Genomic DNA, 12834 nt, shown 5'->3' with positions numbered 1-12834 from the left:
CCCCGCCCGGCCGTCGTCGCGGGCCCCGGAGCCGAGGGGGCGGGGCCGCGCGACCGCCCGGCGTCACCCGTCCGGCGGCCCGGGATCAGTCCTTGCGCGCGGCCCTGAGCCGTCGCCCCCAGAGCAGGAGCGCGGCCGCGCACGCCGAGGCCACCAGCGTCAGCGGCAGACCCGCCGACGGACCCGAGGAGGAGTCCTCCCCGGAGCCGTCCCTCCCGGGCGCCGCCACGGGCGCGGCGCCGTGGGCCGCGGCGGCCGCCGGAGGCCGGCCGCCCCGTCCGGCGACCGCGACGGCGCGGGTGTCCGCCGCCTCCGCCCGCTCCGTCTCCTCCGCCCGTCCGGCCAGCAGCGAGCCCACCGGACGGACCTCGCCGGCGGCGTCGAAGCCCCAGTCGAGCAGGTCCCGCGCCTCCTCGTACACGGCGAGCCCGCCGCCGCCCTGCGGGTTCATCACCGAGACGACCAGCGTCCGGTCGCCCCGCCGGGCCGCGGAGACCAGGGTGTTGCCGGCGTTGGTCGTGTAGCCGTTCTTGATCCCCAGCAGCCCCGGATAGCGGGACACCCCGTCCGCGCCCGTCAGGAGCCGGTTGGTGTTGGCGATGCCGTACGACCAGGTGCCCGCCGGGAAGTCCGCGTACCGCGTGGAGCAGTACCGCCGGAAGGCGGGGTCCTGCAGACCGGTCCGGCCGAACAGCGCCAGGTCGTAGGCCGAGGAGACCTGACCGGGGGCGTCGTAGCCGTCCGGGGAGACGACGTGGGTGTCCCGCGCCCCGAGGGACCGCGCCTTGTCCTGCATCTTCTCGGCCATCGCGTCCCAGCCGCCGTTCATGGCGGCGAGCACGTGCACCGCGTCGTTCCCCGAGCTGAGGAAGACGCCGTTCCACAGGTCCGAGACCTTGTACGTGTACCCCTCCTTCACCCCGACCAGGCTGCTGCCCGCACCGATCCCGGTCAGCTCGGAATCGGCCACGGTGTGCTGCTCGTCGGGTTCGTGGTGGGGGAGGGCGGTGAGGGCGAACAGCGTCTTCAGGGTGCTGGCCGGGGGCAGTCTCCGGTGCGCGTTCCGCGCGGCGAGCACCTCGCCCGAGGACGCGTCCGCCACCACCCAGGAGAGCGCGGACACCGAGGGCAGCTCCGGCGCGCCCGGCAGCGGCTGCACCTGCGTGCCCTGCCGGTCCAGCCGGGCGGGGTCGACGTACTGCCGCACCGGCGGTGTGGGCTCCCCGAGCGAGGAGGCCGGGGAGGCCATGGCCGCCGGGACCGGCAGTACGAACAGCAGCGCCGCGGAACCGGCGGCAACATGACGGACAGCTGACATGACGATCATTCAGTCACCGTAGGAACGGTGTCCGGAACGCGCAGGACGAAGTGCGCCGACCGGCGTAGCGACCGTGCCGGACGGCGGCGCGTCGTGCCGCCGCCCGGGTGGTGCGCGGCCGCCCGGGCCGGCTGTCGGCGGCGCACGGCATGCTGGTGACGTGCCCTCATACCCGAACCAGAGCAGCCCCGTTCCGCCCGAGAGCGTCGGAGCACCCCCGGCCGGCCCGGCCGCACGGCCCCTTCCCGGGCCCGCCCGGGCCCCCGGCGCGCCCCTCGGTGCTCCCGCCTCCCGGACGGACCGCCCCCACCGGACCGCTCCCGCCGGGCACATGATCGTCTGCGGCGACGACGCCCTCGCCCACCGCCTCGCCCGCGAGCTCCACGAGGTGTACGGCGAACGGGTGACCCTCCTGGTGCCGACGCCGCCCGACGCGCCCCGCGCCCCCGCCGCCCGCACCGGCCGCGCCCTGGCGCTGTTCGGCCGGGTCACCGCCGCCGTCATCAGGACCGGCGGCTCCGGCACCCCGGCCGGCCCGCCCGCGGACGGCGAGGCGCCCGGCGGCGCCCTGCGGGTCGTCGAATCCGCCGAGGCCGACGACCGGGCCCTGACGGAAGCCGGTGCGGAGCGCGCGGCCGCGCTGGCCCTGGTCCACGAGGACGACGAGACCAACATCCGGGCCGCGCTCACCGCCCGCCGCCTCAACCCCCGCCTGCGCCTGGTCATCCGGCTCTACAACCGCAAGCTGGGGCAGCACCTGGAGACCCTCCTCGACCAGGCCGCCGCCGTCGCCGAACCCGGCCTGGACCCCGAGAAGCTCGACGCCGCCACCACCGTCCTCTCCGACGTCGACACCGCGGCGCCCGGCCTCGCCGCGGCCGCCGTCACGAACACCAGCAAGGTCGTGCAGGCCGGCGGACTGCTGCTGCACGCGGTCGAACGCCCGCCCGCGGCCGGCCGGGCCCCCGACCCCGGACTCTGCACCCTCGCCCTGCTCTCCGCCACGGCCGGCGACCCGGCGGGGTGCGAGGGCTCCGAACGCAGCGGTGACGACGGCCCCCGCCTGCTGCCCGACGCCCGCACGGTGGCCGCGGCCACCGGCCGCGCCGCCGTCACCCTCGAAGCCGTCACCCCGGCGGGACCGGCCCTCCCGGCCGGCCGGCTCACCTCCTCCGCCCTCCCCGTCGCCTCGCTCTTCTCCCGACGCCTGCGCTGGTCGCTCGCCGGGGCGGTGGGGGCCGTCGTCGCGCTGGCCCTCGCCTCCACCGTCACCACCGGCGACCACCCCCTGCACGCCGCCTATCTGACGCTGCTCGACATCTTCGCCATCGGCGACCCCGCAGTCGGCGAGTCCACCAGCCGTCAGCTGCTCCAGATCCTCGCCGGCTTCGTCGGCCTGCTCCTGCTGCCGGTGATCGTCGCCGCCCTCCTCGAAGGGCTCGGCACCTTCCGCACGGCGACCACCCTGCGCCGGCCGCCGCGCGGACTCTCCGGCCACGTGGTCCTCCTCGGCCTGGGCAAGGTCGGCACCCGCGTCCTCGCCAGGCTCCGCGGCCTCGGCATCCCGGTCGTCTGCGTCGAGTCCGATCCCGAGGCCCGCGGTATCGCCGTCGCCCGCCGGCTGCGCGTCCCCACCGTCGTCGGCGACGTCACCGAGGACGGCGTCCTGGAGGCCGCCCGCATCCACCGCGCCCACGCCCTCCTCGCCCTGACCAGCGTCGACATCACCAACCTGGAGGCGGCGCTCTCCGCCAGGACCGTCAGCCCCGGCCTGCGCGTCGTCCTGCGCCTGTACGACGACGACTTCGCGACCGCCGTCTTCCGCACCCTGCGCACCGCCCACCCCACGGCCCTCACCCGTAGCCGCAGCGTCTCCCACCTCGCCGCGCCGGCCTTCGCCGGTGCGATGATGGGCCGCGAGGTCCTGGGCGCCGTGCCCGTCGAGCGACGGGTGCTCCTCTTCGCCGCCGTGGACGTCGCCTCCCATCCGCTCCTGGACGGCCGCACGGTCGCCGACGCCTTCGTCCCCGGTGCCTGGCGGGTCATCGCCCTGGACGGCGCCGCCACCGCCCCGGGCCAGGGCGACGCGGACCACGACGGGGGCTGGCGCCTGCACCCGGACCGGGTCCTCCTGCCGGGCGACCGGGTCGTCGTGGCCGCCACCCGCCGAGGGCTGGCCGAACTCCTCGGCCGGGGCACCCGGCGCAGCCCGGCGGACGACGCCGACGCGGCGGACAACTCCGTACGGAACGGCCTGGGTTGACCGTAGGATCTGACCGCTCGCCCGCCGTACCGGTCCGCATCCGCAGTCAGGAGTTCCTTCCTTGAACACACCGCACAGCGCCGACTCCGGCCGGCCCTCCCACCGCATGGACCCGGCGGGCGGCTGCCCGCACGCGGCGAACGCCCGGATGCTCGCCCAGGGCGCCGTGACCCCGGTGATCCTGCCCGGCGAGATCGAGGGAATGGCGGTCCTCGGCCACGACGCCCTGCGGGACTTCCTCACCCATCCCGACGTCGCCAAGTCCCCGCAGCACTTCACCGCGCTGGCCGACGGCCGGATACCCGAGGGCTGGCCCCTGCTGACCTTCGCGACCGTGCCCGGCATGACCACCGCCGACGGGGCCGACCACCGCCGGCTGCGGACCCTGGTCAGCACCGCCTTCACCGCACGCCGGGTCGAGGAGCTCCGCCCGCGCGTCGAGACCGTCACCGCCGGCCTCCTCGACGCACTCGCCGAGGCCGCGCGCACCGGCGACGGCGTGGCCGACCTCCGCCGTCACTTCGCCCTGCCGCTGCCCCTCGGCGTCATCTGCGAACTCCTCGGCGTCGACCCGGCGCACCAGGACCGGCTGCACCACCTCTCCAGCCAGGTCGTCGCCACCGACACCGCGCCCGCGCAGGCCGTCGCCGTCAACCGCGAACTCGTCGACCTGCTTGCCTCCGTCGCCGCCGCCAAGGCCGCCGCCCCCGGCGACGACCTCATCAGCGCGCTCATCGCCGCCCGCGACGAGGGCGGCGACCGGCTCAGCCAGGCCGAACTGCTCGGCACCCTGGTCCTGATGATCATCGCGGGCCACGAGACCACGCTGAACCTGGTCACCAACGCCGTCCGCGCCCTGTGCACCCACCGGGACCAGCTCGCCCTCGTCCGGGAGGGCCGGGCCGGCTGGGCGGACGTCGTCGAGGAGACCCTCCGCTGGGACAGCCCGGTCAGCTACTTCCCGTTCCGCTACCCCACCCGCGACCTCACCGTCGACGGCACCCTCATCCCGCGCGGCACCCCCGTCCTCGCCGGGTACTCGGCGGCCGGCCGCGACACCAAGGCGCACGGTCCGGACGCCGACCGCTTCGACCTCACCCGCACGCGGACGGCCAAGCACCTCTCGCTCGGCCACGGCCCCCACTACTGCCTCGGCGCCCCGCTCGCCCGGATGGAGGCCGAGATCGCGCTGGAGTCGCTCTTCACCCGCTTCCCCGACCTCGACCTCGCCCTCCCCGAGCGGGAGCTGACCCGCCACGCCGGCTTCGTCGGCAACAGCGTCCGCGCGCTCCCGGTCCGCCCCGGCGTCTGACGCCCGCGGCCGGCCGGCCCGGCGGGCGCACCGGCTCAGCCGGTGCGCCCCCAGACGGTCGCCGGGGAGGTCCGCAGCGAGGAGACGAGCCTCAGCAGCCGGGCCTCGTTCCCCGAGAGGCCCGCGGCGCGGAGCGCCTCGTCCGCCTCGGCCATCGGATGCGTGAGCATCACCCCCGCGTACGGGGCGAGCTGCGGGTCGGTCAGCACGGCCTGGGTGGACTCCAGCAGCCGCAGGTACGCCTGGGCGGCGGCGCGCTCGTTTGCGGTGAACGTGGTCATGTCGGGCTCCCTCTCGACAGTTCGGCGCTCACCACCCTCTCGTACGGGTCTGACAATCGGGGTCAGGCCCGCCCGTCGAGCCGGTCGCGGAGCCTGTCGAGGAAGACCCGCTGGCCCGTCACCAGCAGCGGAGCGGCGGCCTCGGGCGCGAACCAGCCCACCCGGTCGATCTCCGGGAACTCCGCCAGGACGCCCGACCGGGGCGGCCATTCCATGGTGAACGTCCCCGGCACCACGCGCTCCGGGTCGAGATCGCCCTCGACGGCCCAGACGGTGACGATCTTTCCGTTCCGCTGCCGGGACTCCCCGAGCGGCCACCACGCGCCCTCGGGCGCCGGCAGCCCCAGCTCCTCCTCGAACTCCCGCCGGGCCGCGTCCTCCGCCGCCTCGTCCGGCGTGTACTCGCCCTTGGGGATGGACCAGGACTCCTCCTCGCGGGACTCCCAGAAGGGCCCGCCCATGTGACCGATGAGCACCTCGACGCCCTCGCCCGCCCTGCGGCGGAAGACCAGGAGACCCGCGCTGCGTTTGTCCGGCATGCGCCCCAGTCTGGCCGACCGGCCCCCGCACCGCAGCCCCGAACACCCGTTCCGGCCCGTCCCCCGGCCGTTCACTCCCCGGCGTCGACCACCACCGGGCCGCCCGCCGGGTCGACCCCCTCGGTCCACCGGGAGCCGAGCCGCACCGCGCGCCACGGGGCCACCGCGCCGCGCAGCCGTCCGGAGCTGAGGACCGCCCCGTCCTGGCGGACGGTCAGCAGCGGCCGGACCAGACCGTGCTCCGCGCGGACGAGGAGGGGGACCGCCCCCGTGCCGAGGAGCCCCGGTGCCACCCACCGCAGTGACCCCGCCGCCACCACCGGCACCCCACCGGCCGGCCAGGGCGCGCCCGCGAGCCAGGCCAGGACCGCGCCGGCCACCGCGCGTCCCTCGGCGGCGGCCCGCAGGGCGGGCTCCCCGCCGTGCAGCAGGTCGCCGACGGCGAACACGCCCTCCCCGGCGGTCCGGAAGCCCCCGTCGGTCACCGGTCCCCGTGTGCCCGCCGCGAGCGGCAGACCGCGGGACCTGACCAGCTCGTGGTCGGGGATCCAGTCGCCGGTGAACACCACGGTGTCGCACCGCAGCACGCCCGTGCGGCCGTCCGCCCCGCGGACCGCGACCCCGGTGAGCCGTCCGCGGCCGAGGAGTTCCGTGACTTCCGTTCCGGTGAGCACGGGCACGGTGCCCGACACCGTCGCCGCCCGGGGCAGTTCGGTGACGACCGCGGCCACCGCCACACCCGCCTCCCGCAGCGTCCGGACGGCTGCGCGGGCCACCGGGTCGCCGCCGACGACCACCGCCCGCCGTCCGAGGCGCGCGTGCCGCACCCCGAACCGGGCCACCGTCCGCTGGAGTTCGCCGGTGGTCAGCACCCCGGCCGGCCGGGTCCCCGGGACGAGCCGGGCGCTGCGCGGCCGCTCGCGGGCCCCGGTCGCCAGGACGACCGCGCGGGCCCTGATCCGCTCCAGCCCGGTCGGCGCGGTGACCTCCAGGGTCAGCGGCCCCGCCCAGCCGGTCGCCGAGACGCCGGTGCGGACGGTGGCGCCGGCCCGGACCGCCGCCCGCACCGCGCGCCGGGCGTACGCCGGCCCGTCCAGTGACCGGCCCCGCGGGTCCACGCCGAAGCCGGGCCGGGCGCAGTGCAGCGGGACCCCGCCGGCGGTCGCCTCCCGTTCCAGGACCTCCACCCGCCCGCCGCCCGCGGCCGCGCCGGCCGCCGCGGCGAGCCCGGCGGGACCCGCGCCCACCACGAGCACGTCGACCGAACGGATCACCGGTTCCCCCTCCCGTACGCCTCGCTCAGCGCCCGCAGCTCCGCACCGCAGAAGGTGCCCTGGCAGCGTCCGGCCCGGGCCCGCGTCCTGCGCCGCAGCCCGTCCGGACCCGCCGGGGGGATCGTGGAGGCGAAGGCGTCCCGCACCTCGCCGCGGGTCACCCGCTCGCAGTGGCAGACGATCGCGCCGTACGCGGGATCGGCGGCGACGAGGCGGGCGTCCCGGTGGGGCCGGGGGAAGGCCTCGCCGAGGTTCGGCATGCGGACCGGGACGAGGGGTCGTTCGGGGCCCGGGTCGAGTCCGCAGTCGGCGAGGAGGCCCAGCACGTGGTCGGCGATGGCCAGGGACGCGGTGAGCCCGGTGGAGCGGATCCCGCCCACCGTCACGTACCGCAGCCCGGGATGGGCGGCGATCCGGTAGTCCTCCTGCCCGGTGGCGGCCCGCAGCCCCGCGTAGACCGCCGTGACCTCCTCGTCGAGCAGCGCCGGCAGGATGCGCCCGCCCTGCTCCCGCAGCCCGGCGAGCCCTTCGGCGGTCGTACCGGTGGCGGTCTTGTCGTCCAGGTCCTCGGCGGTCGGCCCGAGCATCACGTTCCCGTACACGGTCGGCGCGACGAGTACGCCCTTGCCGAGCGGCCCGGGGACGGGGAGCAGGATGTGGCGGACCAGATCGCGGGCGAACTTGTCGAAGACGAGCAGCTGCCCCCGGCGCGGGGTGACGGTGAAGTCCTCCCGGCCGACCAGCGCGTCGAAGCCGTCGGCGTGGAGGCCGCAGGCGTTGACGACGTACCGGGCCCGGAGCACCCCGCGCGGGGTGACGAGCCGGTGGTGCGGAGCGCCCGGACGCACCTTCACCACCCGGCAGCCCAGGTGCAGGTCGGCTCCGGAGCGCACCGCCTGTGTCGCGTACGCGAGGGTCGTCGTCCACGGGCAGACGACCGACTCGCCGGGCACTTCGAGCGCCGCGAGCGCCCCGGGCCCCAGGTGCGGCTCCCGCGAGGCCAGTTCCGCGGCCGTCAGGATCCGCGTCGTCCGGTGGCCGTTGCGCCCGGCCTTCTCCGCGAGCCGGGGGAGGGCGGCGCGCTGCTCCTCGTCCCAGGCGACGAGGAGCGCGCCGAGCGGCTCCACGGGGATGCCGGCCTCCCGCGCGTACGCGCCGAGCAGCCGGTGGCCGGTGCGGACGAGCCCCGCCTCCAGGGTGCCGGGGGTCGCGTCGAAACCGGTGTGCAGGATCGCGGTGTTGGCCTTCGAGGTGCCGTCGCCGACGTCGTCCGCCGCCTCCACCAGCGCGATCCGCAGCGGATGCCGGGCGAGCGCGCGGGCGATCGCGGAGCCCACCACCCCCGCGCCGACGACCACCACGTCGTACGCGGAGCCGGCGCCGGACGGCAGCGGGCCGCTCCGCGTGACGCTCATCCGCCGGCCCCCGCCGCGTCCGCCGCGCCGGCCCGCCCGACCAGGGCCGTCACCTCGGCGCGGAACCGTGCGAGCCGCGCGGCCGCCTCGTCGCCCGAGATCCGCGGCTCGTACACGGCCGAGGGCTTCCACCCCGGCACGGCCTCGCGCACCGAGAGCCCCGGGTGGTGCCCGAGCGCGGCCGCGGCGCCCACGCCGAGCGCCGTGGCGTCGGGGGACGCGGAGACCTCGACGGGCAGCTGGAGCAGGTCGGCCTGGGTCTGCATCAGCAGGGCGGACCGGGTCAGGCCCCCGTCGGCGCGCAGGGCGGACGCCGGCGCGCCCCGCTCCGTCGCGGCAGCCGAGGCCAGTTCCACGACCTGGGCGGCGATCCCCTCGCAGAGGGCCCGGACCAGCTGGCCGGGGCCGGTGTCGAGTCCGAGGCAGGTGAGCGAACCGCGCACGTCCCCCCGCCACCAGGGCGCGGCGAGCCCGGCGAAGGCGGGCACGAAGGTCACCCCGCCGCTGTCCGGGACGGCCCCGCCGACGGCGTCGAGCTCCTCGGCCCCGGCGATCACACCGAGGTCGGTGAGCCAGCGGACGGCCGAGGCGACCGTGTACACCTGGCCGTCCAGGCAGTGGGTCACGCGTCCGTCCAGCCGCCAGGCGACACAGCTCACCAGCCCGGAGCCGGTCCGCCGCGGCGCGGCGCCGGTCTGCGCCAGGAGGAAGGCCCCGGTCCCGTAGGTGCACTTGACGGCGGCCGGGTCGTCGGCGCTCTGCGCCAGCAGCGCCGCCTGCTGGTCGACGAGGAGGCCGGTGAGCGGCAGCGGCGGCCCGAACGCGGTGGTGGTGCCGACCGGGGTGTCGCAGTCCACCACCCGGGGCAGCCGTTCGCCGCCGAGTCCGTACAGGTCGAGGGCGGTCTCCGACCAGGAGACCGTGTCCGGGTCGACGAGCCCGGTCCGCCCGGCGGTCGATGCGTCGGTCACGAACGCGCCCGTCAGCCGGTGGACGAGCCAGGAGTCGCTCGTGGTGACGACGCCCGCGCCGGTGGCGTGGCGGCGGATCCAGGCCATCTTCGGCGCCGCGAAGTAAGGGTCCACGGGGAGGCCCGTCAGACGGCGCAGCCGCTCGGCGTGGGCGTCGAGACCGGCGCAGACGTCGGCGGCCCTGCGGTCCTGCCACACGAGGGCGTCGGTGAGCGGTTCGCCGGTCTCCGGGTCCCAGGCGAGCACCGTCTCGCCCTGGTTGGCGAGTCCCACCGCCCCCACCGGGGTGCGGGCCTCGGCGAGCGCCGCGCGTCCGGCCGCGACGACGGAGTCGTACAGCTCACGCGGGTCGACCTCGACGAGGCCGCCCGGCAGGTAGCGGGGCCGGACGGGGGCCGTGCCGCTGCCGAGGACGCCGCGCTCGGGGCAGAGGACGAGGGCCTTGGTGCCCGAGGTCCCCTGGTCGACGGCGAGTACCGGGCCGCCTGTCATCGTGCTGCTCCCGTCCCTGGACCGGACGGTGATCGTCCGATCACCGAAAGGGGTCAGGGTGCCGTCGGCGCGGCCCCGCGTCAAGCCGCGGCGGACGATCCCGTCAGGTCCGCCGACACAACTGACGCACAGTCAAATTTGGTCGTTGGCCTGATAGTTACTGTCACAAAAGAAAGTGGACCGGTCGCATCCATCGCCCTCTATAGTGATCGCCGATCAACGGCCGGTGACACCCGCCGGGGGACAGGCCACCCTCTCCACCCACCGAGGACCCATGTCGACCACACCTTGGCCCGCCCCCTGATGGCCGCACACGGCTTCCGGCCCGTCTACCACCCCGCGGGCCACGACCACGCCCTGCGCAACGCCGTCCAGGACTTACGCACCGGCCGCTGGGTGGCCATGGCCCGGCTGCTCGACGAGACCACGGGCTGGGACGGCTGGACCCGCCGCACCCAGGTCCTCGCCGCCGTCGCCGCCGGCACCGACGTCGTCCACACCTGGCGGACCGAACAGCCCGACAGCCCCGCCGCCGCGGTGATGCACAGCCGCGTCACCGTCGAACGCGCCGTCCGCGCCCACCGCGCCGGACACGCCCGCACCCGGGAGCTCTGGCAGGAGGCGTGGACCGCCTGCCGGGACGCCTCCGAGCGGTCCCCCGCCGACCCCGTGCCCTGGGTGGGACTGATCGCCCTCGCCGCCCTCGACGAGCGCCAGCGCATGGCCGAGCACCGCCTCACCCCGCCGGCCCCGATGCTGCCCCCGGGCCCCTGGGGCCTGCTCGCCGAGGCCGAGAAGCGCGACCCGTACAACCGCGAGGCCCACCACCGGATGCTGCAGTTCGTCTACGCCCGCCGCTCCGGCCCGCTCTCCGAGGCCGTCAACTACTCCCACTGGGCCGCCTCCGCCGCCCCCGTCGGCTCGGCCCTCCACGCGCTGCCGCTCTACGTGCGCGTCGAGCGCTACCGCCGCGAGCGCGGCCACGAGCGCGCCCTCGACCTCCACTGGGTCGCCGAGGACGCCGTCCGCGACGCCCGACGCGCGCTCGACGACTGGTTCCTCTTCTGCGCCACCGACGAGGCGTCCCTGCTCGACCTCAACCACCTGGCGCACGCCCTCTTCGGCGCCCTCCGCTTCCCCGACGCGGCCCGGGTCTTCGAGGCCCTCGGCCCGTACTACACCACGCTGCCCTGGGCCTACCGCACCGAGCGCCCGGACGACCGCGCCCTCGCCGAAGAGGTCTTCCTGCGGGCCCGCGCCCGCTGTCTCGGCGACTGAGGCCCTCGCCCCACCGCACGCCCCCGCTCCCCGCCCGTCCCCCCCCCGGAGGTACCCATGTCCCGCACCGAAGCCCCCAGCGACGCGATACGCAAGCCACCACCGGTCCAGGACGAGGAGGCCCGGCTGAGAGAGCTCGGCTACCAGCCCGTCCTCGCCCGCCGCATGGGCGGCTTCGGCAACTTCGCCATCAGCTTCTCGGTCATCTCCGTCCTCTCCGGCTGCATGACCCTCTACGGCTTCGGGCTGGGCACCGGCGGCCCGGCCGTCATGCTCTGGGGCTGGGCCGGCGTCGGCCTCTTCGTCCTCTGCGTGGGCCTCGCCCTCGCCGAGGTGACCAGCGCCTACCCGACCTCCGGCGCCCTGTACTACATGGCGGACCGGCTCGGCGGACGCCGCTGGGGCTGGTACACCGGCTGGCTGAACCTGCTCGGTCTCCTCGGGGCCATCGCCGGCATCGACTACGGCGCCGCCCTCTTCACCGGAGCCTTCCTCAACCTCCAGTGGGGCTTCGTCCCCACACCCGGCTCCACCTTCCTCATCTTCCTCGCGATCCTGCTGCTGCACGCCGTGCTCAACCTCTACGGCGTCCGCCTCGTCAGCGTCCTCAACTCGATCAGCGTCTGGTGGCACCTGGCCGGCGTGGCGGTCATCGTCGGCGCCCTCGCCCTCGTCCCCGACCACCACCAGTCCGCACACTTCGTCTTCACCGAGTTCGTCAACGACACCGGCTGGGCCAACCCGTTCTACGTCGCCGCCGTCGGCCTGCTCCTCGCGCAGTACACCTTCTCCGGCTACGACGCCTCGGCCCACCTGTCCGAGGAGACCTCCAACGCCTCCGTCACCGCCGCCAGGGGCATCGTGCGGGCCATCTGGGTCTCCTGGATCGCCGGCTTCGCCCTCCTCGCCGGACTGACCTTCGCCATCCAGGACTACGCCGCCACCCAGAACAGCGCCACCGGCGTCCCGCCCGCCCAGATCTTCCTCGACGCCCTCGGCTCCGGCGGCGCCACCGCCCTGCTGCTCGTCGTCATCGTCGCCCAGCTCTTCTGCGGCAACGCCGAGGTCGCCGCCGCCAGCCGCATGGTCTTCGCCTTCAGCCGCGACAACGCCCTGCCGGGCTCCGCGATCTGGCGCAAGGTCAGCGGCCGCACCCAGACGCCCGTCCCCGCGGTGTGGCTCGCCGTCGCCGTCGCCGCGGTCCTGGCCGTCCCCTCGCTCTACTCCGCCACCGCGTACGGCGCCGTGACCGCGATCAACGTCATCGGCATCACGCCCGCCTACGCCATCCCGATCTACCTCCGCCTGCGCGCCGGCGACCGCTTCGTCCCCGGCCCCTGGAGCCTGGGCCGCTGGAGCAAGCCCGTCGGATGGACCGCCGTCGTCTGGGTCGCCGTCGTCACCGTCCTCTTCTGCCTGCCCCAGAAGTCCCCGGTCACCGTCGACACGATGAACTACGCCGTCATCGCGCTCGCCGTCGTCCTCGTCCTGGCCAGCGTCTGGTGGTACGTCGCCCGCCGCTCCTACGGCACGCCCACGACGTACGGAACGGCCCGCGAGGAGGCGGAGATCGCCGAGGGAATCGTCTGAACGCGGCCGGAAGGCCGCGCCGGGGGCGGGGGGGGGGGGGGGGGGGGGGGGGGGGGGGGGGGGGGGGGGGAGGGGGGGGGGGGGGAGGGGGGGGCGCGAGG

Annotated in this window: 10 protein-coding genes; 4 read left to right on the top strand and 6 right to left on the bottom strand. The window is 76.2% G+C overall.

Annotated elements, in window-relative coordinates; genetic code table 11:
• Positions 1-85: 85 nt before the first annotated feature.
• Positions 86-1327 (bottom strand): D-alanyl-D-alanine carboxypeptidase family protein, encoded by a 1242-nt coding sequence (locus ACZ60W_RS30430; protein ID WP_469758610.1) that lies wholly within the window; start codon positions 1325-1327, stop codon positions 86-88.
• A 322-nt stretch (positions 1328-1649) separates the two neighbouring features.
• On the opposite strand from ACZ60W_RS30430, the gene ACZ60W_RS30425 reads away from it, so the two are divergent.
• Positions 1650-3581, top strand: coding sequence for a potassium channel family protein (locus ACZ60W_RS30425; RefSeq protein WP_469758609.1), 1932 nt, complete (start codon positions 1650-1652; stop codon positions 3579-3581).
• 106 nt (positions 3582-3687) lie between these two features.
• The gene (locus ACZ60W_RS30420; RefSeq protein WP_469758640.1) at positions 3688-4893 is read left to right on the top strand and encodes a cytochrome P450 family protein; all 1206 of its coding nucleotides are present in this window, start codon (positions 3688-3690) and stop codon (positions 4891-4893) included.
• A gap of 35 nt (positions 4894-4928) precedes the next feature.
• Here the strand turns inward: ACZ60W_RS30420 and ACZ60W_RS30415 are convergent, their stop codons facing one another.
• The 5 genes from ACZ60W_RS30415 to ACZ60W_RS30395 all read right to left on the bottom strand — a co-directional run bounded on the left by ACZ60W_RS30415 (position 4929) and on the right by ACZ60W_RS30395 (position 9865).
• Positions 4929-5174, bottom strand: coding sequence for a hypothetical protein (locus tag ACZ60W_RS30415; protein ID WP_469758608.1), 246 nt, complete (start codon positions 5172-5174; stop codon positions 4929-4931).
• 62 nt (positions 5175-5236) lie between these two features.
• Complete coding sequence (locus ACZ60W_RS30410) at positions 5237-5713, bottom strand: NUDIX hydrolase (protein ID WP_469758607.1); 477 nt, start codon at positions 5711-5713, stop codon at positions 5237-5239.
• Between the two features lie 71 nt (positions 5714-5784).
• Positions 5785-6987 (bottom strand): FAD-dependent oxidoreductase, encoded by a 1203-nt coding sequence (locus tag ACZ60W_RS30405; protein ID WP_469758606.1) that lies wholly within the window; start codon positions 6985-6987, stop codon positions 5785-5787.
• Positions 6984-8402 carry an FAD-dependent oxidoreductase gene (locus tag ACZ60W_RS30400; protein WP_469758605.1) on the bottom strand — a complete coding sequence of 473 codons (1419 nt, stop codon included), beginning with the start codon at positions 8400-8402 and terminating at the stop codon, positions 6984-6986. The genes ACZ60W_RS30405 and ACZ60W_RS30400 overlap by 4 nt, the downstream gene beginning before the upstream one ends.
• Positions 8399-9865 carry an FGGY family carbohydrate kinase gene (locus ACZ60W_RS30395; RefSeq protein WP_469758604.1) on the bottom strand — a complete coding sequence of 489 codons (1467 nt, stop codon included), beginning with the start codon at positions 9863-9865 and terminating at the stop codon, positions 8399-8401. The genes ACZ60W_RS30400 and ACZ60W_RS30395 overlap by 4 nt, the downstream gene beginning before the upstream one ends.
• 303 nt (positions 9866-10168) lie before the next feature.
• Here ACZ60W_RS30395 and ACZ60W_RS30390 point away from each other — a divergent pair, with 303 nt between their 5' ends.
• Together ACZ60W_RS30390 and ACZ60W_RS30385 are read left to right on the top strand one after the other, a co-directional pair.
• Complete coding sequence (locus ACZ60W_RS30390; RefSeq protein ID WP_469758639.1) at positions 10169-11143, top strand: hypothetical protein; 975 nt, start codon at positions 10169-10171, stop codon at positions 11141-11143.
• Positions 11144-11200: 57 nt separating this feature from the next.
• Entirely contained in the window at positions 11201-12733 is a 1533-nt protein-coding gene (locus ACZ60W_RS30385; RefSeq protein WP_469758603.1) for an amino acid permease, read from the top strand.
• Positions 12734-12834 lie beyond the last annotated feature (101 nt).

This window comes from Streptomyces sp. NPDC104202 (assembly GCF_055584185.1).
Note: the sequence above shows the minus strand (reverse complement) of the source record. Positions and strands in the feature narration are given on the sequence as shown.